Origin of the sequence: Methanolacinia petrolearia DSM 11571 (assembly GCF_000147875.1) — an archaeon.
GTDB lineage: Archaea > Halobacteriota > Methanomicrobia > Methanomicrobiales > Methanomicrobiaceae > Methanolacinia > Methanolacinia petrolearia.
Genome location: NC_014507.1, coordinates 2659454 through 2682870 on the forward strand (window position 1 = coordinate 2659454; position 23417 = coordinate 2682870).

Annotated in this window: 24 protein-coding genes and 1 tRNA gene; 15 read left to right on the forward strand and 10 right to left on the reverse strand. The window is 47.7% G+C overall.

The window, feature by feature from the left end; all coding sequences use genetic code 11:
• Positions 1-29 precede the first annotated feature (29 nt).
• From pstC to MPET_RS13345, 3 genes are read left to right on the forward strand one after another with little or no spacing between them, the layout of a single operon-like run.
• On the forward strand, positions 30-974 hold the full coding sequence (gene pstC / locus MPET_RS13335) for a phosphate ABC transporter permease subunit PstC (protein WP_013330560.1): 945 nt from the start codon (positions 30-32) through the stop codon (positions 972-974).
• The gene (gene pstA / locus MPET_RS13340; protein ID WP_013330561.1) at positions 975-1871 is read left to right on the forward strand and encodes a phosphate ABC transporter permease PstA; all 897 of its coding nucleotides are present in this window, start codon (positions 975-977) and stop codon (positions 1869-1871) included. It begins immediately after the preceding gene.
• The gene (locus MPET_RS13345; protein ID WP_013330562.1) at positions 1861-4113 is read left to right on the forward strand and encodes a type II/IV secretion system ATPase subunit; all 2253 of its coding nucleotides are present in this window, start codon (positions 1861-1863) and stop codon (positions 4111-4113) included. Before pstA ends, MPET_RS13345 begins: the two co-directional genes overlap by 11 nt.
• On the opposite strand, the gene MPET_RS13350 is transcribed toward MPET_RS13345, so the two are convergent.
• The 3 genes from MPET_RS13350 to tfrA all read right to left on the reverse strand — a co-directional run bounded on the left by MPET_RS13350 (position 4061) and on the right by tfrA (position 8375).
• Complete coding sequence (locus MPET_RS13350; RefSeq protein WP_013330563.1) at positions 4061-5179, reverse strand: type IV pilin; 1119 nt, start codon at positions 5177-5179, stop codon at positions 4061-4063. The two genes, MPET_RS13345 and MPET_RS13350, sit on opposite strands and share 53 nt — an antisense overlap.
• Before the next feature lie 94 nt (positions 5180-5273).
• Positions 5274-6740, reverse strand: coding sequence for a fumarate reductase (CoM/CoB) subunit TfrB (gene tfrB, locus MPET_RS13355; RefSeq protein ID WP_013330564.1), 1467 nt, complete (start codon positions 6738-6740; stop codon positions 5274-5276).
• Entirely contained in the window at positions 6741-8375 is a 1635-nt protein-coding gene (tfrA, locus tag MPET_RS13360) for a fumarate reductase (CoM/CoB) subunit TfrA (protein WP_013330565.1), read from the reverse strand. It abuts the gene before it with no gap.
• 162 nt (positions 8376-8537) lie between these two features.
• On the opposite strand from tfrA, the gene MPET_RS13365 reads away from it, so the two are divergent.
• Positions 8538-9926, forward strand: coding sequence for an aspartate kinase (locus MPET_RS13365; RefSeq protein ID WP_013330566.1), 1389 nt, complete (start codon positions 8538-8540; stop codon positions 9924-9926).
• Complete coding sequence (gene purM / locus MPET_RS13370; RefSeq protein WP_013330567.1) at positions 9923-10933, forward strand: phosphoribosylformylglycinamidine cyclo-ligase; 1011 nt, start codon at positions 9923-9925, stop codon at positions 10931-10933. Before MPET_RS13365 ends, purM begins: the two co-directional genes overlap by 4 nt.
• Positions 10934-11418: 485 nt before the next feature.
• Here purM and MPET_RS13375 read toward each other — a convergent pair whose 3' ends face one another.
• From MPET_RS13375 to MPET_RS13390, 4 genes are read right to left on the reverse strand one after another with little or no spacing between them, the layout of a single operon-like run.
• Entirely contained in the window at positions 11419-12381 is a 963-nt protein-coding gene (locus MPET_RS13375; RefSeq protein ID WP_013330568.1) for a Vms1/Ankzf1 family peptidyl-tRNA hydrolase, read from the reverse strand.
• Between the two features lie 27 nt (positions 12382-12408).
• Positions 12409-12948, reverse strand: coding sequence for a ZPR1 zinc finger domain-containing protein (locus tag MPET_RS13380; protein WP_013330569.1), 540 nt, complete (start codon positions 12946-12948; stop codon positions 12409-12411).
• 2 nt (positions 12949-12950) lie between these two features.
• Positions 12951-13319 (reverse strand): cell division protein SepF, encoded by a 369-nt coding sequence (locus tag MPET_RS13385; RefSeq protein WP_013330570.1) that lies wholly within the window; start codon positions 13317-13319, stop codon positions 12951-12953.
• 55 nt (positions 13320-13374) lie between these two features.
• Positions 13375-13872 carry a DUF1947 domain-containing protein gene (locus tag MPET_RS13390; RefSeq protein WP_013330571.1) on the reverse strand — a complete coding sequence of 166 codons (498 nt, stop codon included), beginning with the start codon at positions 13870-13872 and terminating at the stop codon, positions 13375-13377.
• Positions 13873-13993: 121 nt separating this feature from the next.
• Here MPET_RS13390 and MPET_RS13395 point away from each other — a divergent pair, with 121 nt between their 5' ends.
• The 3 genes from MPET_RS13395 to purF are packed head-to-tail and all read left to right on the forward strand — an operon-like array spanning position 13994 to position 15897.
• Complete coding sequence (locus MPET_RS13395; protein ID WP_013330572.1) at positions 13994-14221, forward strand: LSM domain-containing protein; 228 nt, start codon at positions 13994-13996, stop codon at positions 14219-14221.
• A gap of 44 nt (positions 14222-14265) precedes the next feature.
• A complete protein-coding gene (locus MPET_RS13400) occupies positions 14266-14448 on the forward strand; it encodes a 50S ribosomal protein L37e (protein ID WP_013330573.1) in 183 nt (60 codons plus the stop codon).
• Between the two features lie 27 nt (positions 14449-14475).
• Complete coding sequence (gene purF, locus MPET_RS13405; RefSeq protein WP_013330574.1) at positions 14476-15897, forward strand: amidophosphoribosyltransferase; 1422 nt, start codon at positions 14476-14478, stop codon at positions 15895-15897.
• Here the strand turns inward: purF and MPET_RS13410 are convergent, their stop codons facing one another.
• Positions 15898-16578, reverse strand: coding sequence for a hypothetical protein (locus MPET_RS13410; protein ID WP_013330575.1), 681 nt, complete (start codon positions 16576-16578; stop codon positions 15898-15900).
• A 145-nt stretch (positions 16579-16723) separates the two neighbouring features.
• Here MPET_RS13410 and MPET_RS13415 point away from each other — a divergent pair, with 145 nt between their 5' ends.
• Complete coding sequence (locus MPET_RS13415; protein WP_013330576.1) at positions 16724-18352, forward strand: PKD domain-containing protein; 1629 nt, start codon at positions 16724-16726, stop codon at positions 18350-18352.
• 33 nt (positions 18353-18385) lie between these two features.
• On the opposite strand, the gene MPET_RS13420 is transcribed toward MPET_RS13415, so the two are convergent.
• Positions 18386-18460, reverse strand: a tRNA-Met gene (locus tag MPET_RS13420).
• 138 nt (positions 18461-18598) lie between these two features.
• Between MPET_RS13420 and trxA the strand changes: the two genes are divergently transcribed.
• Entirely contained in the window at positions 18599-19018 is a 420-nt protein-coding gene (gene trxA / locus MPET_RS13425) for a thioredoxin (RefSeq protein WP_013330577.1), read from the forward strand.
• A 13-nt stretch (positions 19019-19031) separates the two neighbouring features.
• Here the strand turns inward: trxA and MPET_RS13430 are convergent, their stop codons facing one another.
• Positions 19032-19373, reverse strand: a complete 342-nt coding sequence (locus tag MPET_RS13430; protein ID WP_013330578.1) for a 4a-hydroxytetrahydrobiopterin dehydratase — start codon at positions 19371-19373, stop codon at positions 19032-19034.
• Between the two features lie 342 nt (positions 19374-19715).
• On the opposite strand from MPET_RS13430, the gene MPET_RS13435 reads away from it, so the two are divergent.
• The 5 genes from MPET_RS13435 (at position 19716) to MPET_RS13455 (ending at position 23413) form a co-directional block, all read left to right on the forward strand.
• Positions 19716-20258, forward strand: coding sequence for a pyruvate ferredoxin oxidoreductase subunit gamma (locus MPET_RS13435; RefSeq protein WP_013330579.1), 543 nt, complete (start codon positions 19716-19718; stop codon positions 20256-20258).
• 2 nt (positions 20259-20260) lie between these two features.
• On the forward strand, positions 20261-20521 hold the full coding sequence (porD, locus tag MPET_RS13440) for a pyruvate synthase subunit PorD (protein ID WP_013330580.1): 261 nt from the start codon (positions 20261-20263) through the stop codon (positions 20519-20521).
• Positions 20522-21682 (forward strand): transketolase C-terminal domain-containing protein, encoded by a 1161-nt coding sequence (locus tag MPET_RS13445; RefSeq protein ID WP_013330581.1) that lies wholly within the window; start codon positions 20522-20524, stop codon positions 21680-21682.
• Positions 21682-22572, forward strand: coding sequence for a thiamine pyrophosphate-dependent enzyme (locus tag MPET_RS13450; RefSeq protein ID WP_013330582.1), 891 nt, complete (start codon positions 21682-21684; stop codon positions 22570-22572). Before MPET_RS13445 ends, MPET_RS13450 begins: the two co-directional genes overlap by 1 nt.
• Before the next feature lie 79 nt (positions 22573-22651).
• Complete coding sequence (locus MPET_RS13455; protein WP_013330583.1) at positions 22652-23413, forward strand: tetratricopeptide repeat protein; 762 nt, start codon at positions 22652-22654, stop codon at positions 23411-23413.
• Positions 23414-23417 lie beyond the last annotated feature (4 nt).

A 23417-nucleotide genomic window follows, 5' to 3' on the forward strand; every position in this document is an offset into this window, starting at 1 on the left:
TTTTTGTTTTTTTGGAGAAGACACAGTAAATGAAGGGCATATATGATATCAAAGAGCATATCCCCGCAGACAGACCCGGAAGACTGTTCCTTCTCGCAGCAATAATCTCAATCTCCTCCGTAATCCTGATATTTATCTTCCTTTTCGTTACGGCATCCCCGGTTCTACTGAAAGAAGGCACCGAATTCATCACAGGAACGGAATGGAACTATCAGACTGGAGAATACGGAATACTCCTGCTCATAGCAGGAACCATTGTCCTTACAGCGGTGACAATGGCAATCGCAGTTCCACTCTCTATCTTTACCGCGATATTTCTTGCAGAATGGTCCCCCAGGTGGCTTACCGGAGTACTCAGGCCGCCCATTGAGATGCTCGTCGGGATACCCTCAGTTGTGTACGGGATCTTCGGGTTCTTCGTCCTTGAAAATATATTCCAGGACTTCGTCGATCCCTTCATCGACTCAACACTCGGTTTTATATGGATCTTTAAGGATGTAAATCCAAACAGCGGTACAAGCATCCTCTTGGCATCGACCGTTCTCTCGATAATGATACTCCCTACTGTGACAGCACTTTCACAGGAGGCACTGGAGACAGTTCCCCGCGACTACAGGCACGCATCGCTTGCACTCGGGGCGACAAAATGGGAGACAATAAAAAAGATAATAATACCCGCTGCAATGCCCGGGATAATAACCGCATTCATACTTGGGCTTATGAGAGCGATCGGTGAGACCATGGCCGTAGTAATGCTCATGGGCAACAGCCTGCACTTCCCTACATCAATACTCGATACCGGCTATGCGATGACTTCCAAAATTTTGAACGACATTGGGTATTACATCTCATTCGACGAGCCCAAATCCGCCCTTTTCGCCATAGGGGTTGTAATATTCCTGATGGAATTTATCTTCGTGGCCCTTGCAAGATTCGTGGGCTACAGGTTCACGATAGACAGAAGGGAGAGCTAAATGAATTTCAGGATGGCAGAAGAGAAGTTCTTTCTGGTTGTCAGCTGCCTTGCCACAGCGTTCGCCATAGGAACGCTCGTCTACATAATAGGTACAATCTTCATGGAAGCGCTGCCCTCCCTTTCACTCGAATTCATAACAACCGCTGAATCCGATTTCCCCGGTGTAGGAGGTGCGATCGCGAACGCGATAGTCGGAACAATCTTAATTTCCTTCTTTGCAACGCTTCTGGCAACACCCCTTGCAATAGGAACTGCAATATATCTCCAGAAGTACGCCAAGGAGTCGCTATTCACAAAAACCGTCAGGTTCCTGATAGAGGTGCTTTCAGGGACACCCTCCATAGTTATAGGTATCTTCGGGATGCTCGTGCTCGTATACTACATGAAGAATATCACAGGCGGTTTTTCACTTATTTCAGGATCAATAGCCCTTGCAATACTAATAATGCCTGTCATCGAGAGAGCGGTTGAAGATGCAATCTTTGCAGTTCCGAAATCGATCGAATCCGGGAGCTATGCACTCGGGGCGAACAAATGGGAAACTATCAGGAACATCACGCTGCCGACTGCCATTTCAGGGATCATGACCGGAATCATACTCGGCTTCGGAAGGGCTGCAGAGGAATCGGCGGTCGTGATCCTGACTGCAGGATATTCACAGTTCATGCCAGAATTTGCAATTAAATCATCTGACAAACTGGCCGCCGGCTTCAAGATCTACCCCATACAGGACCTTGTAGGAACCCTGCCCTACAGTGTCTATCATGGATACGAGAATTCGAATGTCATTCCGATATCAGATGCCTTCGCAGCCGCCTTTGTTTTGATTGTAATAGTCCTGTCAATAAATGTAGTGGCAAAGATTCTCCTCTGGAGGTATAAAATTGAATTATGACAAGGAGGATGATCATAAGGAATCCCGGGACGAAGGAGAAGCAGGAAATTCCGATGATTTTTTTAAAATAGTGAATCAAATCCCGGAAAAAGATCTTAAAACCCCTGATCAGCCCCCTGATAAAAAAATAACAGAGAAAATTGAGAAAAAGAGAAGATTACTCTTCAGGGAGAAAAAAAATCAAAATAAAAACAGCCGCGATGATACAGAAAAACCGGCGGAAGATCTGGGAATAGAAGAACTCATTCAAAGAATGAATGGCAGGACGCAGGGAAACAACCAGGACAACAATGAAATTCTGCCTTCAATTTGCGATAAGGACCCTGACGATGACGTAGTAATCCCTGCTACCAGTAAAACCGATCAGGATGAAGATCAATCCTATAGCGACAAGGATACAAAGGAGAAAAAATCCAAAAAGAAGCAAATTCTTCCCAAAAGGCAAAAAAATGAGAATAAAACAGTAAAGAGAATCCGGAAAGAAGAAACAAAACCCGAACAGGAGAACAAACACTCCGAAAACGATGATAAAGACCTTCTCTCCAGAATCGAGGAGATAATTGAATCGGTCGTATCCAGATTCGTAACCGAGAGCATCGGCGAAATGATGGAGACCATCCCTTTCGATATCGGAGAGACAAAAGAACCCCAGCCTGTAGATTCCCTGAAAACAGTCGATATCGCCTACCCTGTCGATCCCCCGCACCAGTATATCAGAGTGTTTTACGACAAAGAAGACCGTGCTCTTCGCTACCAGGTTCTAGAACCGGAACTGAGCAGAGGAGAAGAACATTGCCTGATTATTATAAAAAATGCGTTCCAGAAGATGATAAGCACAGATCTCAAACTGATCAGCGGAGAGAAAAGAGAGGAATACCTCCATGCAAGGTTCAGTTCGATCATCGAGATATTCGGACTTAAGCTGACAGAAGATCAAAGGAACAAGATCTTCTTCCATATGAGAAAGCAGTATCTCGGTTACGACAGGATCGACAGTATGATGAAAGACAGATACATCGAGGATATATCGTGCAACGGCGCCGAGATGGATCTCTATGTCCAGCACCGCACATTCGGGCCGATAAGAACAAACATCAGGTTCGAAAACGTAGAGCTTAACAACTTCGTTCTAAAGCTTGCACAGATAAGCGGAAGGCATATCTCACTGCTTCAGCCGATCCGCGACATCACGCTCCCGGACGGGAGCAGGGGCAATCTTACACTCGGAGGCGAGGTCACAAAGAAAGGATCGACATTTACCATACGAAAGTTCAGGTCGAATCCGATATCTGCCATCGAACTGATGGATTACGGGACAATCGGATCCGAGCAGCTCGCATTCCTCTGGCTCCTGATGGAGTATAAGAGATCGCTTCTCGTATCAGGCGGAACTGCGAGCGGAAAGACAACGCTTCTCAACGTTCTATGCAGTTTTATACCAATCGACTACAAGGTAGTGTCGATCGAAGATACCGCCGAATTAAACCTTATGCATCCAAACTGGCTCCAGTCGATTACCCGAACCGGCTTCGGGGGCAGTTCTGATGCAGGCTCTCCATCCGGAATCGGAGGAGGAGGGGGAGGAAAAGCACCGGGAGACATCTCGCTCTACGACCTGCTGATTGCAGCATTAAGGCAACGCCCGGAGTTTATACTCGTAGGAGAGGTCAGGGGCTCGGAATCTTTCACGCTCTTCCAGGCGATTGCAGTGGGTCACGCCGCTATGGGTACAATACATGCCGGAACAATGGACGAACTCCTCTCAAGGATAGAATCAAATCCGATGAACGTTCCGAGGAGCCTTTTCTGCAACCTTGATGCAGTAATATTCCCCATGCAGATAAAACGGGGAGAACTCTCCATAAGGAGAGTCGTGTCCATCGTCGAGATCCTTGAACTGGACAGGGATACGCACGACCTCGTCACAAACACCGTGTTCAAATGGAATCCGGAAGAGGATGCATTCGTTTTTTCAGGAAAGAGCTATCTTTTCGATAAAATCAGGGAGACATTCGGCGTGGACACTGCCTTCCTTCTGAATGAGATGAAAGATCGGGCATATGTTTTGGAATGGATGAAAAAAACGAGAGTCAGGGATTACCGCGAGGCCCTGAAAGTAATAAGGATGTATTATAAAGACAAGGAAGAGCTATTTAAAAATATTGAAGATGGAAATACCAAACCATGGATCAGGATTCAAAATAATAAAACTGGGGAGCAAGTTTCCCTGACGACAACCTGATCGCTCCTATTCCTGAATTTTTATTAAACTCAACCTTCCCGTATTCATCAGTTATCCCGAACCATTTTGAAAGTGAGACATTTCCATCAATTAATGCAGCCGTAACAGGCTGATCAGAAATACCATCACCATTGATATTTTTCACGTACACATAAAATGAGCTATCTGCACCACTCACCTCAATATACATAGGAGGAGTATATAGGGAGTTTTTCGGAATTACAACAGGTTCAGGCGATTCTCCAGTTAAGCCATCGTTATCTGCGACTTTCAGCCAGACTTTAAAAGGCCCTTCGCTCGTAAGCGGAATCCGGACCTCACTTGTGGTGTATGTTGAATTTGTACAGGAAGATCCGTTTGTCCAGTCTTCAACAGTCCATAAATAATCAACTACACTGCCGTCCTCATCAAATGACTGCTTGCCGTCAAGGACAAGGACAAGCTGATCAGCAACAAGCAGATCTTCGGTTTCAATAGTGTAATCGATTGAAGGAACAGGACTCTTGAAGTTTTTATCAAAGGTGTTGTAGTATCTCGATATCAGAACGATTTTAACTGTTTCGTCCTCCGGAACATATTTAGGATTATATTTGAAAGATGAAAGAAAACTTACGTTTATCGAGGCTGTTTTTGTCCCTTCTACTAAAAGAGGATGGTCTTTATCGTAACTGTTGCCTTCTTCGTCATAGAACGTGAATGCATAATCATCATTGATTTTTACAGCAATTACTTTCGAATCTTTTATATCCATATTAGAAACATCAAAACTTATCCTCGACCAATTATTCCATGTAGTATTATCCCATACGGTGATATTCCATTGAGTAAAATTTTCATTCTCGAGAAAAGACAACCAGTCACTTCTGTTATTTTCAAGTTCGATCGATACTATGCGTAAATCTTCATTTTCGACCGCACTGACATGGGCCTGCCTTTCCATCTCCTCCTTTTCAAACTCCGAAACCATTATAGCAAGAGCTGCAGCCGCAATAACCGTGATCAGGATTAATAAAAGAGTCCCGATTATAACAGAAACACCTTCCCGGCGATCCCGCAATACCATCATACTTACTCAGGCGTTGTCGATGTTAAGATATATCTTTTTGTAAATATGAATATAGATCGTATGTAAAATATATGTTTTGGAGTTGAAGACGTTGTCAGCAGTTGCCGTCTTTTTTCCTGTAACCCTCAAGGATAAGTGAATTGATATTCTTCACAGGCTTATCGGTTGATTCCTGGATATGAAACTCACAGAACGGGCAGGATGTTACGACAATGTCGCAGCCGGTCTTCCCGATCTCCTCTCCCCTTTTCATCCCGAGCGCTTTCGCCTCATCAGGAAGTCCTGATCTTACACCTCCGCCTGCACCGCAGCAGATAGACGGCATCTCGACAAATTCTCTCGCGAACATCCCGATGAGTTCTCTCGGCTCGTCATGTACGCCCTGACCGCGGAGAAGGTGGCAGGGATCATGATATGTTACCCTTACATCAAGTTTTTCCGGGGGCTCGATCCCGTATTTGACAAGCAACTGGTTGATATCAATCACTTCAAACGGTGTGTCATAGTCATTTTTAAGTGTCGATCCACATCCCGCACACATTGTAAGAACGGTATCAATGCCCCTTTTGGCAAAGCATTCGATATTCGTCTTTTTCAGGTTTTCAAGGATCTGCGTCTGGCCGGTCCTGATAAGAGGCGATCCGCAGCAGACCTGATCTTTCGGGACAATGACCCTAATGCCGTTTCTTTTAAGAACCTCAATAGTATCGAGACAGGTCTGAACAACTCTCATATTGTACATGCAGCCTACAAAGAAGCCTACCTCGCAGCGAACCTCACCATAAGGCTCGATTACCTCAGGAACCATCTCGAGGAAGGTTTCACCTGCCTTCTCGACACTTCTTCCTGTGGTCCTGACCAATTCTGCAACTGCCTTGTGCCGGTCAAGTGTTAAGCCCTGCCTGTTGGCAAGTTCCCTGAGTTTCTCTATCGCTCTTCCGGGAATAGCTATCTTCTTGGGGCAGGCAAGGTAACAGGCCTGACAGGAAGTGCATGTGAAAAGCCCTTCATCGACAGCCAGCGGAACCCGGTTCCCTGAACTCCGCGGATCAAGTGCAAGCCTCATCTCCTGTCTCATCAGGGTCGGCCCTGCAAAATCAACAACCCTCATCGCGGGACATACTGATACACAGCACATGCACTCGATGCAGTCTCTTATCGGTTTTATCCTGTCGATCTCTTCCTTTTCCGGAAGTTCACCGCATCTGGAGGGGACAAGGCCGGGCATCTTTGAAAGCTCGGAGACCAGATCGACAGCAAGATCCTTTATGACCGGAAGATCAAGAGGTTCCAGAATCATCCCGTCTTCTGCGATAGTCATGCATGCAAGCTTCGGTTCGCCGTTTATCTTTATTGCACAGCTTCCGCACTGGCCTGCACCGCAGCAGTACCTGAAAGAGAGAGACGGATCCAGGTTGTCCCTTACAGCGATCAGTACATCGAGCACCCTAGCTCCCTCGTTGACCTCAACATTATAACCCTTGTAAGAGGGAGTGATTCCTGAAGAAGGGTCCTGCCTCAGGATCTCTACTTTCAGGCTGACTTTCTTAACCGAAGCCATCTACTGCTCCTCCTTCCGTTCAATTCCCGATTTTTCAAGTGACTGGAACGTGTGGCTGTATGGCGATTTTTCGGGATTTTTGCAGGGCCCGAGATCTGTCCTCATGTTGGCACCCCGTGATTCGGGCCTGATCAGTGAGCCTTTCACGACGAGAACGGCTGTCGTGAGCATATCTGCAACTGTACAGCAATCGATAAGATTTTCACGCGATTCAGCCTTAGTTTTCTCTCCGGAGAGCTTTTCAAGCTCTGAAAGAGCTGTTTTCAGGCCTTCTTCAGTCCTGAATATTCCGGCATTCTCCCACATCAATGCCTTCATTCTCCTGCGGATTTCGGCAGGATTCTTATCTCCTTTAAGGTATCCTTCCAGACGGGCCCGGATTGCATCGATCTGAATCGGATCGATATTTCTGCGGGTCAAAGAACTCTTTCCCGCGGATTCTCCGGCACGCTTACCGAAAACCTGGGTATCTGCAAGCGAATTTCCGCCGAGACGGTTTGCACCGTGGACTCCACCGGTCACCTCGCCGCATGCAAAGAGCCCGGGGACATTAGTCACCCCATGAGGATCTATCCTGATGCCTCCCATGAAATGATGGGCAGTGGGTGCGACCTCCATCGGCTCTTTCCTTATGTCGACACCAAAGTTGAGGAACTGCTCAAGCATGAGCGGGAGCTTTACTTCAATATATTTATCGTTAAGTTGCGAAACATCGAGATACACGCCTCCTTTTTCAGTTCCCCTGCCTTCGAGGATTTCGGTTGCAATCGAGCGTGCGACGACATCTCTTGTCGAGAGCTCCATCCTTTCGGGATCATAATTCTCCATGAACCTCTCTTCTTTAGTATTCTTCAAAACACCGCCTTCACCGCGGACGGCCTCAGTAATCAGCCTCCCGCGGGCGTCATACGGCTGAACTGCACCTGTCGGGTGGAACTGCACCATCTCCATGTCGATAAGCTCCGTTCCTGCCCTGAATGCAAGTGCAAAACCCTGACCGTTTCCCGTTGCACAGTTCGTATTAACCTCATAAATCTGCCCGGCCCCGCCGGTTGCGAGCACGACAGCATCGGCTTTTATGACGACCAAATTTCCACTTCTGTCAAGCCCTGCCGCACCACAGACACTTCCCTTGGATTTTAAAAGTTCTATTGCAGAGATCTCGTGAAGTATTTTGATATTTTCAGTCCTCAGGTGCTCGACGAGGGTCATCATCATCTCATGACCTGTCCTGTCACCCGCATAGCACGTCCTGTTGAACCTCTGGCCTCCGAACGGGCGCTGGGCAAGCTGTCTTTCGGGCGTAAGGTCAAAGACTGCACCCCAGTCAATAAGATCCTTCATCCTTTCAGGCGCTTCAGCCACAAGTGTCTTTACAAGTTCAGGATCGTTCAGGTATGCACCGCCCTTCATCGTATCCTCCTCGTGGAGGGTACAGCAGTCCGCAGGATTCAGCACCGCATTGAAACCGCCTTCGGCCATAGGGGTGCAGCCGCCCTTTCCGGCAACAGAGCGGCTCATCATTACCACGTCACCGTAACGGGCAGCCTCGATTGCCGCTCTTGTTCCGGCACCACCGCTTCCGATGACCAGAACATGGCATTCTATGATATTTTCCGTATTCTCTGCAACCATTCAGAGTAAAGGTTAGTTATTTATAAGACATAAAGAAATGGCAGACTGCAAAATTTATAAACAGCACCTTAAACCCGGAGAATCCCCACACTTATTTTAATACCATAGCAACTCCATACACTATAAAACCAATAAAAAGAGTGAGCTAAATTGAGGCTTTTAATGAAATTTGGCGGCACATCGGTCGGCGATGAGAACTGCATCGGGCGCGTTGTGTCGATCATCAGCCATTACCGGAGTTCAGGGTGCGAACTTGCGGTTGTAGTATCGGCGATGTCCGGGGTTACGGATCAGCTTATTGCAATAGCGGAAGAGGTCGAAAAATCAACTGACAAGCCTCCGATTGAGGCTACCATACAGTCGCTTAGAACCAGACACACAAAGGTGCTTAAAGGAGTTGCACCCGACGAATATGAGGCGGTCTCATCTGATATTGAAAACCGTCTCGACAACCTGAAAAACATCCTCACCGCCGTCCATAATTTAAGAGAGCTCACTCCAAGATCCAAAGACTACATCATTTCTTTCGGCGAAAGGCTCTCGGCATTGATCGTGAGCGCAGCACTGAGGCAGAACGGGATCGATTCGATGCCACTCAACGGGTGTGAGGCAGGGATCATCACAAACGAGCGTCACGGGTGTGCAAATGTCCTGCCGGAGAGCGATGCAAGGATCAAAAGCAGGGTAGGAGCACTTCTGCAGGATATGGTCCCGGTTGTCATGGGGTATATGGGATGCACGAAGGACGGGATCGTCACAACGCTCGGGAGGAGCGGTTCGGACTATTCTGCGGCTGTCGTCGGTTCGGGAATAGATGCCGATGAGATCTGGATCTGGACTGATGTAGACGGCGTAATGACTGCAAACCCCCGCATAATTCCCGATGCACGTGTAATATCCGACATCTCATACCATGAGGCGATGGAGCTCTCATATTTCGGGGCGGAAGTGCTCCACCCGAGATCTATCGAACCTGCGATGCAGAAAGGAATCCCTGTCAGGGTCAAAAACACCTTCAACCCCTCTGCCGGGGGAAGCTGCGTCCTGGCATACGAGAAGAAGGACGATCGTGTAGTGAAAGGGATAACATATATCGAGAAGGTCTCCATCATAAACATCACAGGTGCTATGATGGTCGGAAGGCCGGGGGTCGCAAAAGCGATATTTACCGAACTTGCAGACAGAAACGTCAATGTTATGATGATCTCACAGGGATCATCAGAGGCGAACATCTCCCTGATAGTGGATGATGAGCATCTCGATTCTGCAATCGCGGCACTTTCAAAGGTCCAGCAGGGAGGATACGTCCGCGAGGTCACGTATGACAGGGATGTAGTCGCAGTGGCCGTTGTCGGAACCGGTATGGCAGGAACACCGGGCATCTCCGGCAGGATATTCACGGCGCTTGGAAAAGCGGGAGTCAACCTCATGATGATATCGCAGGGATCTTCAGAGGTGAACATATCCTTCGTAATAGCAGCAGAGGACGGAAAGAAGGCAGTAGCTGTTCTTCACGATGAATTCGAACTTTCTAAAGAGGAGAGCATATGAAAAAGAACGTCGCGGGCGGCTATACATACAGCGAGGCCGGTGTGGACATCAGCCTCGAAGAACTGGGCGTCAAAACCCTGGTCTCACAACTCAAGTACAGGAGAACCGGCGGATATCAAATGTGCAGCGATGTGGGCCACTTCGCCGGGCTCGTCGACTTCGGGGATTACGTGCTTGCACTTGCCGTAGACGGCGTAGGGACGAAGATGCTTGTTGCAGACAGGCTGAAAAACTGGTCGACTCTTGGAATCGACTGCATCGCGATGAATGTAAACGACCTTTACGTGATGAACATAGAGCCGGTTGCATTCGTCGATTATATCGCAACCGACAAGGTCGAGCCTGATAAGATGAGGCAGATCGGAGAAGGCCTGAACGAGGGTGCGAGGCTTGCGAATATAAATCTCATCGGCGGCGAAACTGCGACACTAAAAGGGCTTGTAAACGGCCTTGATCTTGCCGGGACCTGCCTGGGTGTAGGTAAAAAGGATGAGATCATCACCGGTGCGGCAATAAAGGAAGGAGATGTCATTATCGGAGTTCCTTCAACCGGTATCCATTCCAACGGGCTGACACTCGCAAGGAAGGTCGTCGATTCGTACGCTGATTACAGCGAGAAGATGCCGTGGGGAAAGACGCTCGGAGAGGAGCTTCTTACACCTACAAGGATCTACAGTGAAGTCCTTGAAGTAACCCGTAATTGCGAGATCCACGGGATGTGCCATATTACAGGCGGAGGCTTAAACAACCTCAGAAGACTCGGACCCTACGGGTTCGACATCTCCACTCCCCTTGCACCCTCACCGATATTCAAGTGGATCGAAGAGATCGGAAATATCGATAAGCACGAGATGTACAGGACATTCAATATGGGAATGGGCTATGTCTTCATCGCACCGAAAGAAGAAGCCGGAAAGATCACGGAAATCGTTCCCGACTCAAAGATTGTCGGCGAGATCACCGGCGAAGAAGGCGTCCGCCTCGAAGGCGAAGTCTTCGAGAAATAATTTTTTTAATTAAGTTTCGGTGATTGCGGTCATTTTTATAGGATCTAATCCTACGGAGATTTATAAGAGGGCATAAGCCCCTATCGGGGCAACCCCCAGCACACGTTTGCTTCGTAAACATGTGCAATTATGATACCCCGGCCTCACGGCCGGAAAATGTCATATTCCACGTTACAAGGTGAAAATTTAATGAGCAGGTCCCTTCATTCTGCTAAGACCAGTATATTTCCTATCGAAATTTTAAAATATATTCTCAACTTGTAATCCCCCGGCCGAGGCTACCTGGAAAGGGTAGCGTCCAGGCAGGCTATCGCCATAGCGCAAAGCCCTGAGGTCAGGGCGTGTTCACGTAGTGAACTTGCGCAAGGGTTACCTATCGAAGGGCTGCCACCTCAATCGATTCCTACGGAAACCTCCGGTCACTTGTGAAAAAATGGGGTAAACGAAGGGGCTTAAGCCCCTTTAGAAGCCTTTCTTTTAAAATTCTAAAACCTGAACCAGACGGAAGACCATATCTCTTTTCGAAGAGCCTCTCCGCAGTGCCTGTCCGGTTTGATATCGGTAGTTCGTATGATCCTTTCAAGAGGACTGCCTGCAGCAATCGCCTCTGCAAGCCGGATATCCCCCAGAAGGACAAGGCATTCCACAATGTCACTGTGGGATTCCATCATAGAATCAAACGCAGCTGCGGCCTTTTCCGCATGATGACGGATATCCTCCTCCCTGAGCCTCTCGAATCTCTTCTGCGACCACCCGCCCTTCGAATGCTTCTCCTTGACACCTGTCCTTACAAGTTCTCCGAAGAGGACATTCTTTGCGTCGGCGATTCCTATGAAAGACTCTCCCGCGTGTGCCAGTACAAAGGCTGCTGCCCTTTCGGAATTTAAGATGGCTGACAGTTCGGCGGTCTCATAGGAATTGCCGGATACCGAAAAAGACGATTCAACAGGAAATGGCGGGAAAGACGCAAAAACAGGCAATAATTCAGATCCGCCGCCATGAAAAAGAACAAATCCTGTATCTCCCTGGTCATCAAGAATAAAATCCGCAATTCCCTGCACCGGCACTTTCGAAAGGATCTCATCATCCCCGGGAGTACCGTAAACGGACAGGAGCTCCCCCTTCTCCGATCGCAGTGAGGACAGTAGATCAATGAACTCCATGGATTCCCGCAGTGATAGCTTAAAACTTTTAAAAGACGGACCAGAGGAGTCATTATTTTCATTCCTGCAGGCCTCAAGTTCATGCTCGAGAACACCAATTTTTGTCAGTGCCTTTTTCAGCGACTCTTCGAGCTCCTGCCTCCTTGCAGGGTCCTCCGCCGCCTTTTTTTCCCTCTTTGAAAGCCTTTTGCGGAGACTTTCATTATCCTTCTCGAGATCTCTTATTGTATTCAGAAGACGCTCTTTCTCCTCTTCTGCGCCACGATTCAAAAATTTATCAAGCATGATCAAAACAGCCCGGAAAAGGTGCGATCAGGATTCTTCAGGCACATCGCCATAGGGGATATATTCGGATTTTTTGGCCTTTTTGCTGACGATTCCACTGTTCCCGTTGATATCCTGGATAATTAATGTAAACGGCTCTTTTCCTTCGCGTGCCCTCTCAAGCCTCTCTTTTAACGCGATGGCATTAGCCTTCTCAGGTTCTTCATCTGAACGGATGGTAATTCCTTCGACGACGTTTAAGATCCTCAAAAGGACACCTTCGACATTCGATATGAATGCCTCGCACATAGGGCCCGGTTCGACAAGTATACCGAATTCAGGAATCTCGATCGTGCCCCTGCTGCTCCTGACAACCCTTATCGCGAGATCCTCCTCTCCATCGACCTTTACAGTGTACCGGATCGGATTGTTGTCTCCCATGACCATAGTGTCAACCGATTTAAAACCACAGTCACAGGAAGCATGGGCAAGCATAACCTCTGAAAAATAGGGAATTCTTTCAGTCTGATATATATATTGGATATCCTTCGAACAGACCGGACATGGAGCTGTAATAACCCTTCTCAAACTCAGGCTCCAATCTTTTCACGGGAGACCTTGACAGACATCGGAGTTATGATAATATATTTCTGGTCGCCGAGACCGATTATATCCCCGTTGATATCATTTGCAACATCTCTGAGATCCTTTACCACCCTTTCGTATGTGATCTTGTCCATTTTAAGGCGCCCGATGTCCACAATCACAATATTACCGTTATAGACCTCGTCTTTTATTCTTGGTGTGTCCCGTATCTCGTTTATCGTCGCGATCTTGACGTACATTGTCGCCGGACCCCCCGAACCCGAGGATTCGACAGAGGCCAGATCAAGTTCCATGTAATCCGCTTCATCCGATGGACTTCCCTTCTTGAAGAGGGATGTAAACTTTTTAGCCATATGAAGAATTGTAGAGTGAATTTTATTTAATTTTATCTTTTGTTATTCGAATAAATCAGATCTCGAGGTTCCAGAGATCATCTCCCACATAGTGGATATTTTTAGCGATTTTCCCCTTATCAGAAGCCAAAATGCCCTCAGAATCCATAAGCGCAACCGCGATTGCCAGTGGTTTGCCATGCTTTTCTTCCACTATGACAAACGGCCTGCCTTCCCTGATGTCGCCGGTAAGACTGACAATTCCCGGGCGCATAAGATCAGCACCCTTGGCCATGAAAGCCACCGCACCGGAATCGACAACTGCCTTGCGGACTTCAAAAGGAGTCTCAACAAACGCCCTCAGGGTAGGAAAAACCCAGCCGTCCCTCTCCATAATCGCCGGTTTCCTGTTGACAAGATAGATCATAAAATCGCTGTCCGTCTCTGCAATCTCAACATTTCCGGAAAGAAAACTGTCAGCCGATTCCCCGATCTCCTCTTCCAGTTTCTTTTTAAGATCAGCAAGACGCGATTTCCGTATAGAATATCTCTTTTTTACATTCAGCTTTGCCATTTTAACTCCGATATTAGTTATTCATCATATCGATGCCAGGACAGATACACCTTTTGCGCTATATTTATCTATCTTACACTCGCAATTATACTAATCCTCATCAAAGAATAAAGGGAACCCCATGACAAAGAGACCACTGGAAATTTTGGACCAGGCTTTAAATCAGAAGCCGGTAATAGTCAGTCTGAAGGGCGGCAGAGAGATTCGCGGGATATTACAGGGATACGATGTTCACATGAACCTCGTCCTTGAGAACGCAGAAGAAGAGATTAACGGAGTTATCAAGAACCAGGGGACATTAATTGTCCGTGGCGACAATGTAATCTACATATCTCCGTCGGTAAACTAAGAGTATTTTTTGAAAGAGAAATTTATAATTTTAGGTGATTTAAAATGACAAAAGGAACTCCATCAAGAGGAAAGAGACAGACCCAGACCCACATCGTGTGCAGGAGATGCGGAAAGGTGTCCTATCACAAGCGCGACAAAGTCTGTTCGGCATGCGGATTCGGAAAGACATCAAGAATGCGCAAATACAACTGGGTTACGAAAAAATCGAAAACCCCCACACACTAAAATCTCCAGCCTAACAAGACAGATATCATGTGCGGTATCGTTGGCATCATCGGTGCCGGTGATGTTTCAATCCCGATATACTACGCTCTTTACGCCCTGCAGCATCGCGGGCAGGAGAGCGCGGGTATTACCACTTTTGACGGTAAAACACTTTTTAAGCATAAAGGTCCCGGCCTTGTTGCAGAGGTATTTGACGAGGATATACTTCATGAACTGAAGGGTTTTTCAGGTCTGGGTCATGTCCGCTACCCTACAACAGGCGAAAAGATCGCGGAAAATATACAGCCCTTTACATTCAGGTTTATGGGAAGGTTTTGTGCCATAGCGCACAACGGCAACCTGACAAATACGGAAAAGCTGCGCGAAGAGTTCGAAAAACGCGGGCAGATATTTTCTACAACCACGGATACGGAAGTTATCGGAAATGTAATCGCCGATGAACTCAGGAAATCCGGGCGTATGGAAGATGCCGTATTGGCCTGTATGAAAAGGCTCGAAGGTTCATATTCCGTGGTTTTTCTCTCAGAAGACAAGGTCTATGCATTCCGTGATCCCCTCGGGATCAGGCCGCTCTGCATCGGAAAAACAAAAGACGGCTATATAGTCTGCTCTGAATCCGTTGCTGTGGATGCCTTAAACGGTACATTGATACGCGATGTCAGGCCGGGAGAGCTTGTCTGCATAAGCAAAAAAGGCCTGGAATCCGTACAGATTGCAGAGAGTTCAGGCCATGCACACTGCGTTTTCGAATATATCTATTTTGCAAGGGCCGATTCGGTTATTGACGGCCGCCTGGTTTATGATGTCAGGAGAAAGATCGGCCAGGCATTGTACCTCGAAGCTCCTGTAAAGGCCGATCTCGTATCACCGGTTCCCGATTCCGGGATAGCCCATGCAACAGGATATTCGGAAAGTTCCGGCATCCCCTACAGAGAGGGCCTGATCAAGAACAGGTACATGGGCAGAACCTTCATAATGCCTACGCAGGAAGACAGGGAGAATGCCGTCAGGATAAAACTGAATCCTGTAAAAGGCCATATCAAGGATAAATCCATTGTTATCGTCGACGACAGTATAGTCAGGGGAACAACCTCAAAGAGGATAATAAATATCCTGAAGGACGCCGGGGCTGAAGAGGTCCACATGAGAGTAGGATCCCCACCGATAAAAGCCCCCTGCTACCTTGGAGTCGATATGCCGACAAGAGAGGAGCTTATCGCAAGCGGCAAGTCAAATGAAGAGGTGAAGGAGGGAATAGATGCAACGTCACTCCATCATGTGTCTGTCGAATCGCTCATCGATGCAATAGGTATGCCCGCAGATGACCTGTGCCTCGGCTGCCTTACCGGAGTATATCCTCTCTGGATCAAAGGTGAAAAGGCCTGCCCGAGATATACCGATTTCATAAAAGGCTCGTACCAGACGAATATAAAAGAGTTCGACGAATAATCAGATATCCAGTTCCCTCTTTTTTTCCTTTATCCATTCCTGCAGCAGGATCGTCAGAAACGATTCGGCCTCCGAAAGATACATCAGAACGGCCGATTCGTTCCCGTCACAGGATTCACCGGACGACAAACGGCCTGCCGAATAGAGGAACCAGCCCAGCTCATCATCAGAACACCAGCCTTTCGCCACGGGATTTCCCGCAGAAGATTCGATCATCCTGTACAATTTTAAAAATCCATCCCATGTTCCGAAGGCACGGGGGATCTCACTTATAGCTTCGCCGAGGTCGCTATCTGCGGCTGCAACGAGAAATACAGACTCGAAAGGGCTCCTGATCTGAATCTCCTCGTCATCCCCGTCCTCACACGAGATAATAAAATTCCCTTCCTCTCCGAAAGGCACTTCATTCAAAAAATCTTTCCTTTTCTGCCGGGTAAGGCTAACATCCTCTGCCTTTATTTTGGGATCGTCGTTAAAGATCAGCATCGATACCCCACGTATAAGTTCGATCTTATTACCGGCGTCAGAGCTGACATCTTCCGCAGTAGAGAAATCTCCGGAAGAATCGTAAAAAAAAGCGTACCGGCCGTCAGAACCGGGGCAGATCAATAATTCAGGAGCTGACCGGGATATAATGTCCATGAGGTGATCGTCTCCGGAAAGATAAACAAGCCAGTTCATAATAGTAATATGATCAGAAGAAATAGATTCTTTTCATATTTTCCTACCATATAATGAAATACTGTATTTCCAAATTTAACCATAGCTTTTAGCAACTCATTTATTTAACCCGGAAAAATACTACTTCATATTCAGGGTTTGTAAAATGGGTGGATACAGGGGTTTGATCGTATTATTCTTTCTGGCCGTATGCATCGCTCCGGCCGTTTCAGCAGTCCATTACCAGGCGGCAGGCACAATCTCCACGATAACGGATTATCCGGAAGACAGATGGGAGATCGGAATCAGTGGAGACAACGTTATCTGGGTCGAACCAGGGGAAGAATACGGAGAACAGATCCTGTACCTCTATAATATTCCTGAAAAGGAAGTCAAAAAGATTGCATCATCAAAGTATTCTACCTTTCATCCGGGGATTACAGACGGACTCCTTCTCTGGGGAGAGAAGACGGACATATCAGGACCTGTAAACTTAATCCGCTACGACATCCCGAACAGGAGCCTGTACTATGTCGATCCCTACCTCTCAAACCAGGATTTCCCTGCAACCGACGGCAGTGCTTTTGTATGGCTGGACAGCAGGACAGGAGGCTACACAAACATCTACCTGAAGAAGGGTGATGACGGCAGAAGCTATCTGTTCCACGGATCGGAAACAAGCGACAAGCACACCCCTCAGATTAGCGGAGATTACGTCTACTGGGTGGAGAAAGGAACGCTCTACAGGCAGAACATAGATTCCGGAAACGTGGAGGCCATAATATCAGGAATGCCGGACGATTACTCAATATCGGGAGAAAATATAGTATGGGAGTATGATAACGGCGATCAAACAGACATTGCTCTCCTCGACGCGAACGCGATGTCCGCCGAAACCGAAGTGGATGACCCCGGCGACCAGTTGAACCCGGATATCGACGAAAACAACATAGTCTGGCAGGAAAAAGAAGACGGCCTGAATTTAATCAGGGTAAAGAACATCGAAACCGGAATAAGCGCCGGGATCTATTCTTCCGAATATCTTCAGTCCGAACCGAAGATCAGCGGCAACAACATAGTCTGGTTCGATTCCTCGCCAGGAAAAGAAGCTGTCAGGATGTTCGATCTTGACGGTTATGCGATTCCCTCCGCCGATTTCATATCGGATGCCGAGCCTGCGCTCGTGCCGTTTACGGTTCACTTTGTCCCTGAGATCACGACTTCGGTAAATATCAAACCCGATCTGCTATGGAATTTCGGAGACGGAACATTCTCGTCAGAGGCCGAGCCGGATCATATGTACACAAAGCCCGGCATATATAATGTCTCACTGACCATCTCCAACGAATACGGTACAAGAACCGAATTCAAACCCTCATATGTCATTGCCGGCGAACTGCCCGAACCGGACTTCTACTCTGAAATAACCACAGGATATACACCGCTCACTGTAAGATTCACGGACAACTCCACGGGGTCTTATGACACGATATTGTGGGAATTCGGGGACGGAGTCGGATCGTTACTGGAGAACCCGGTACACACCTATGAAGAGCCGGGACTCTATACCGTAACACTTACCCTGTCCAACCGGTTCGGATCGATGACAGAGACAAAATACGGGTATATCAGGGCCGGTTTTGAAGTCGACATCCAGGAGCCGGATGTAACGAAAGAGGAAGGGGCATTAGGTCTCCCGGATATCTTCACCCGCGGATCTACAGGAAGCAGCGGCAATGAATCTGAGATGTCTTCATTTGACGTTGAGGACTTCATAGGACTATTAAACAAATAATGAAACTGAACAAAAAAAGTAACAGAATAATAGTAGCGAGGAATGGATTTGAACCATTGATCTACGGGTTATGAGCCCGCCGGGATTTCCTGACTACCCCACCTCGCTATTGTGCTATAAACCTCTGGCATTATTGCTGATATATGTTTTGATATCTACATCTGGCAGATTATTCATTATTGAGGGAAATCACCCATGCATCCGGGATATATAATAAATATTGAATAAGCAACAAAACTGAGTACTATGTCAGGAAGCGACAATGCGGACGATGATATCCAAAAACTCAGGGAACAGAGGAAGGCGGAAATAATGAACGAGATCGGGAAAAAAAGAAATCCCGGGGTAACTGTTGTGGACGAACTGAATTTTCGCGCATTTATATCAGAAAACAGGTTTTCGGTTCTTGATGTGTGGGCCGAATGGTGCGGCCCGTGCCTGAGAGTTGCACCCGTCATTGAAGAATTTTCAAATGAATTTTCAGGCAAAATTGCATTCGGAAAGTGCAATGTCGATGAAAATCAGAATATTGCGGCGTCCTTCGCCATATCTGCAATACCCACCCTGCTTTTTTTCTCCGAAGGAAAACTGATAAACAGAGTCACCGGCGCATACCCGAAGGAAGCGCTTGAAAAACAGATCCGGTCCACTTTTCCGGGCATATAAAATAAATTAATAATTATTTCCCTTTTTTAAACCTCTCCTTGAAATTCATCTTTGCAGCCATTATGAAATCATTGATAGTCAGGCTGCCGACCGGATAAGTGTAGAAACTCACCTCAACGGATTTCCCCTGATAGATACGGACATCAGGATAATGACCCTCCCTCTTTGAAAGATCTGCAATTTCGATGAAAAACTCCTCGCATTTCTGGAAGTTTCCAAGATCATAAATCCTGAAAATCCTACCGTCCCTGATCTCCCAGCCAGGAACCGCCCTGATGTATTCAAGGACCTCCTTTCTCGTCAGTGGTGAAAGGCGGCCGGGATTGGGATCGCATTTCATAGCATGCAGTTCCATTACTCTTAAATCCCCATTATTCTAAAAAAAGTTTTGTAAAGCAAAATGTGTACCTGAAGGCAATTCTGCGTAGAGGCGCTGATCCAATTATTGCGGAAAAGAGAAATATCCAATGCGCTGTACGGCACAAAAAATACTGAAAAATCCCATCCGGGCCGCATCTGCATTTATACTATCACGACAGATAATATCCGGAGATCATTCCCGAAAAAAAGACCATCCTTCAACCTGTACAAAATTCAAAAGGGAATCAATTTTTATTTCTTTTTCAAAAAAATAAAGAGAATGAAAAGAATACGAATATTTTTATTATTAATCATGTAAAATTTATTGGGGATTTTTTTGAGAGAACTTCGTATACACGGAAGAGGCGGACAAGGTTCGGTCACTGCTGCCGAACTCATTGCTACAGCGGCCTTTAAGAGTAAAATCTACTCGCAGGCCTTCCCGGCATTTGGAGTTGAAAGAAGAGGAGCTCCGGTGCAGGCATTTGTCCGTTTTGATGATAAGAAGATCAGGCTTAGGAGCCAGATCTATGAACCGGATTATATCATCGTCCAGGACAGCACATTGATCGGCGATGTGAACGTCTTCAGCGGAATGAAAGAAGGCGGAATAGCAATAATCAATACTGAAAAGGAGATCGATGGCGGAGTACCGGAAGGAGTTAAAGTGGTAAAGATCAACGCGACATCGATCGCGCTGGAGACACTTGGCCTTCCTATCGAGAACACAACTCTCATGGGCGCATTCGCAGCGGCAACAGGGGAGATCGAGTTCGATGCCCTTGAGGAATCGCTCCGCGAGAGATTCCCGGGAGCGCTTGCAGATAAGAATATCGCAGCAGCCAGAAAGGCATATGATATCGTAAAAGGAGGCGCCTGAGTATGCCGCTTAACGTAGGCTGTTCCGCAAGGCCCGGAAACGCAAGGGACAACAAAACAGGTTCGTGGAGAACATTCAGGCCAGAGTTCGACAACGACAAATGCAACACATGCGGAACCTGCATGATGATCTGCCCCGAGGTCTGTATCGGCGAGGATGAAGAAGGATACCCGGATGTCGACTACGATTTCTGCAAAGGCTGCGGCCTGTGCGCCGAAGAATGCCCCAAAGAGGCAATCAAGATGAAAAAGGAGGAAAAATAGATGCTTCAGATAATGGAAGGCTCCCACGCAGTGGCAGAGGCTGTAAAATTGAGCAGGCCCCAGGTTGTCTCAGCCTACCCGATTACCCCACAGACACATATAGTCGAAAGGCTCGCCGAGATGGTCGCCGACGGAGACCTGAATGCGGATTATATCTGTGTAGAGAGTGAGTTTTCCGCCTTATCGTCATGTCTGGGCGCCTCTGCGGCAGGTTCGAGAGTCTATTCGGCAACGACATCGCAGGGCCTCGCCTTTATGACAGAGGTCGTATTCAATGTCGCAGGAATGAGGCTTCCGATTGTAATGACAATCGCCAACCGTTCTCTCGGTGCTCCCCTGAGCATATGGAACGATCAGCAGGACTCAATATTCCTCAGGGATTCCGGCTGGATGCAATTATATGCAGAAGACGCACAGGAGGCAACAGATCTCCATTTCATTGCATACAAGGCGGCGGAAAACTATGATGTTCTCCTTCCGGCGTTTGTGTGCTTCGACGGCTTTATCCTCACACATACTTTCGAACCGGTAGATATCCCCACACAGGAGGAAGTCGATGCATACCTTCCTGCATTCAAACCGTACCAGCGGCTGGATGCAAAGGATCCGATATCGTTCGGAATGTATGCAACACCCGACTACTACCAGGAATTCAGGTACGAGATCAATGCCGCAATGACAAGGGCAGATAAAGTCCTGAGAGAGGCAGGTGCCGAATTCGGAGAAATGTTCGGGCGGGACTATTCCGGCCTTGTAGAAAGCTACAGGCTTGACGATGCAGATACAGCCATAGTGGCACTCGGTTCAGTCTGCGGAACGATAAAAGACGCAGTCGATGAGATGAGAAAGGACGGAAAGAAGGTAGGACTCCTGAAGCTCAGGTCTTTCCGTCCGTTCCCGGCCGAAGACGTAAAGAAAGCCCTTGCAGGTGTATCGAACGTCGCCGTGCTCGAAAAGAACCTCAACATCGGATCAAGGATGCTCGGTGCAGTAGGTCTTGAGGTAAAGGATGCAGTTTACTCGTCCGGAATACAGGTTCACTCGTATGTGGGAGGTCTCGGCGGCCGCGACATCAGGAAGAAGGATATAAAGATGATTACGGAATGGGCCGAAAAAGGCAAAGACGACTGCTTCTTCGGGCTTCGCGAGGAGGTGCTCTGATGGCAGACAATAAACCCGAACTCTTCGAACCCGGGCACAGGGCCTGCGGAGGGTGCGGACCCGCACTTGCTGCGCGGCTGATCATGAAGGCGGCAGGCGAAAACACCATCGTAGTCGCCTCGACAGGATGCATGGAGGTGTTCTCCACGCCTTATCCGGAGACCGCATGGAAGACCCCGTGGATCCATTCCCTCTTCCAGAACTCCGCCGCCGTTGCATCAGGAATTGAGTCTTCGATAAAGATGCAGGGACGCGATGAGAAGGTCGTGGTGATCGCAGGAGACGGTGCGACGTTTGATATCGGAGTTCTCTGTATCAGCGGAGCATTCGAGAGAGGCCATGATATCACCTATATCTGCTACGATAATGAAGCGTATATGAACACCGGCATCCAGAGGTCCGGCGCCACGCCATACGATGCCTCGACTACCACCAGCCCGGCAGGAAAGCAGTCAACGGGCAACAGCAGACCAAAAAAGGACATGCCTGCGATTCTCGCCGCACACGGATCACCGTATGTTGCGACAGCGTCCGTTGCATATCCCGGGGATCTGATGAAGAAGATCGAGAAAGCGATCAACACGAAAGGTCCCTGCTATGTCCAGGTGCACGCACCGTGCTGCACCGGGTGGGGCTTCGACGGATCGAAGACGATGGAGATCGGAAAAGCCGCGATCGACTCGGGACTCTGGGTCAACTTTGAGATGGAGGATGGCGCAGTCACGAAGGCCAAAAAGGTGAAGCGTGTCCCGGTCGACGATTATCTCAAGGCGCAAAAGAGGTTCAGGCACCTGTTCAAACCAGAACCAAATCCCGAAGAAATCGCTAAAATCCAGGCAATAGCCGATAAAAACGCTGAAAAATACGGAATAGACATTACTCCGAAATAAAAAATCCCCCAACATCACCACAACAACTTTTTTTACTGACCTACAATATTACTGGATAATCAATCATCCTGAGGGAAACATGAAAAAAATATTATTGATATTCGCTGTATTTCTGATCGCGGCATTCTTCACATCTCCTGCATGCGCTGATGAAAATACGTCAGCGTTTCAGATAACTGACACCGGTTATATCGATCAATATAACAACGCCGTCGACCTCGCAAACTCCGGAGATTACGAAGCGGCGCTCGAAGCGATTAACAAATCACTGGCTGAAGAAGCTAACTTTGCGCTGGGATATGCCACAAAATCCGGGATTCTGTATGTTATGGGCGATTTCACCGGAGCACTTGAAGCGGCTGATACGGCAACAGAGATCCAGCCCGAACAGGCGTGGGGATGGATCAGCAAATCCAACGCCCTGCTGGCACTCGAAAGATATGATGAAGCTCTTGAAGCGGCCGACACTGCAATAGAGATCGATCCCAACAACGCCGACTATGTTAATGCATACATCAACAAGGGTACGGCACTGATACTTCTGGGACGATACGAAGAGTCAATCGAAGCGTCGGATAAAGCAATCGAACTGAGTCCGACAGTAATCGAGGGATACATCAATAAGGGAAATGCTCTTGAATATCTCGGAAGATATGCTGAAGAGCTTGAAGTCTGCAATAAGGCTCTTGAAATTGATCCGTACAACAGCATGGTCTGGGCAAACAAGCGTTATGCAGAAAAAATGATAGAAAACGAACAAAACCCGCAGGAATCTCCCTTTGCACCGGCCCTGGCTGTTCTTGCAGTTGCAGCGGCCATAATTATTGCAAAAAGAGATTAATTTA

Bases quoted from the DNA above. Each gene is read 5' to 3' on its own strand.
- MPET_RS13365 (WP_013330566.1), top strand. From the start codon at position 8,538: ATGAAATTTGGCGGCACATCGGTCGGCGATGAGAACTGCATCGGGCGC.
- MPET_RS13385 (WP_013330570.1), bottom strand. From the start codon at position 13,319: ATGGCTAAAAAGTTTACATCCCTCTTCAAGAAGGGAAGTCCATCGGAT.
- purM (WP_013330567.1), top strand. From the start codon at position 9,923: ATGAAAAAGAACGTCGCGGGCGGCTATACATACAGCGAGGCCGGTGTG.
- pstA (WP_013330561.1), top strand. From the start codon at position 975: ATGAATTTCAGGATGGCAGAAGAGAAGTTCTTTCTGGTTGTCAGCTGC.
- MPET_RS13350 (WP_013330563.1), bottom strand. From the start codon at position 5,179: ATGATGGTATTGCGGGATCGCCGGGAAGGTGTTTCTGTTATAATCGGG.
- MPET_RS13395 (WP_013330572.1), top strand. From the start codon at position 13,994: ATGACAAAGAGACCACTGGAAATTTTGGACCAGGCTTTAAATCAGAAG.
- tfrB (WP_013330564.1), bottom strand. From the start codon at position 6,740: ATGGCTTCGGTTAAGAAAGTCAGCCTGAAAGTAGAGATCCTGAGGCAG.
- MPET_RS13430 (WP_013330578.1), bottom strand. From the start codon at position 19,373: ATGGAACTGCATGCTATGAAATGCGATCCCAATCCCGGCCGCCTTTCA.
- MPET_RS13415 (WP_013330576.1), top strand. From the start codon at position 16,724: ATGGGTGGATACAGGGGTTTGATCGTATTATTCTTTCTGGCCGTATGC.
- tfrA (WP_013330565.1), bottom strand. From the start codon at position 8,375: ATGGTTGCAGAGAATACGGAAAATATCATAGAATGCCATGTTCTGGTC.
- MPET_RS13400 (WP_013330573.1), top strand. From the start codon at position 14,266: ATGACAAAAGGAACTCCATCAAGAGGAAAGAGACAGACCCAGACCCAC.
- MPET_RS13450 (WP_013330582.1), top strand. From the start codon at position 21,682: ATGGCAGACAATAAACCCGAACTCTTCGAACCCGGGCACAGGGCCTGC.
- porD (WP_013330580.1), top strand. From the start codon at position 20,261: ATGCCGCTTAACGTAGGCTGTTCCGCAAGGCCCGGAAACGCAAGGGAC.
- purF (WP_013330574.1), top strand. From the start codon at position 14,476: ATGTGCGGTATCGTTGGCATCATCGGTGCCGGTGATGTTTCAATCCCG.
- MPET_RS13375 (WP_013330568.1), bottom strand. From the start codon at position 12,381: ATGCTTGATAAATTTTTGAATCGTGGCGCAGAAGAGGAGAAAGAGCGT.
- MPET_RS13455 (WP_013330583.1), top strand. From the start codon at position 22,652: ATGAAAAAAATATTATTGATATTCGCTGTATTTCTGATCGCGGCATTC.
- MPET_RS13390 (WP_013330571.1), bottom strand. From the start codon at position 13,872: ATGGCAAAGCTGAATGTAAAAAAGAGATATTCTATACGGAAATCGCGT.
- MPET_RS13445 (WP_013330581.1), top strand. From the start codon at position 20,522: ATGCTTCAGATAATGGAAGGCTCCCACGCAGTGGCAGAGGCTGTAAAA.
- MPET_RS13410 (WP_013330575.1), bottom strand. From the start codon at position 16,578: ATGAACTGGCTTGTTTATCTTTCCGGAGACGATCACCTCATGGACATT.
- pstC (WP_013330560.1), top strand. From the start codon at position 30: ATGAAGGGCATATATGATATCAAAGAGCATATCCCCGCAGACAGACCC.
- trxA (WP_013330577.1), top strand. From the start codon at position 18,599: ATGTCAGGAAGCGACAATGCGGACGATGATATCCAAAAACTCAGGGAA.